Annotated in this window: 2 protein-coding genes; both read left to right on the forward strand. The window is 42.2% G+C overall.

Features of this window, described 5'->3' with window-relative positions; all coding sequences use genetic code 11:
• Positions 1-256 (forward strand): alkyl sulfatase dimerization domain-containing protein (locus DHD80_RS19850; protein WP_251743212.1); only part of this gene is annotated, 256 nt, incomplete at its 5' end.
• 64 nt (positions 257-320) lie between these two features.
• On the forward strand, positions 321-502 hold a 182-nt coding region (locus DHD80_RS19855; protein ID WP_347709994.1), incomplete at its 3' end, for an NAD(P)H-binding protein.

A 502-nucleotide genomic window follows, 5' to 3' on the forward strand; every position in this document is an offset into this window, starting at 1 on the left:
GCAAGAGGCAAAATATATTATTGAACTGGCCGGGGGCGAGAAGAAGATGTTTGACGAGGTGAACAAGGCATTGGAGGAAGGCAAGTATCAATGGGGACTGCAATTGGCCGACTACCTACTTCAAACGGGCTATCAAAAACCAAAAGTCATTGAAGTCAGGATAGAGCTATTAAGAGCTTTGGCGGCACAACAAATAAATGCCCCTGCCAGAAACTATTATCTCTCTTATGCCCATGAACTGGAAAATGATATATAACAAAATCGGCGGATTGATTAGGGGACTTGGAGATCCATAGAAAACCAATCAAAAATAGAATAAAATGAAAATAGCAGTAACATCGGCAAGCGGCCAACTAGGGTCAGCCATTTCAAAACAACTTATAAAGGAAATCGGGAAAGACAATGTCATTGGCATCGCACGTACCCCTGAAAAGGCAAAAAATCTGGGCATTGAAATCCGTAAAGGAGACTACAACAATCGACAGGATTTCGATAGAGCCCT

Origin of the sequence: Gramella sp. AN32 (genome assembly GCF_023718305.1) — a bacterium.
Classification (GTDB): Bacteria; Bacteroidota; Bacteroidia; order Flavobacteriales; family Flavobacteriaceae; genus Christiangramia; species Christiangramia antarctica.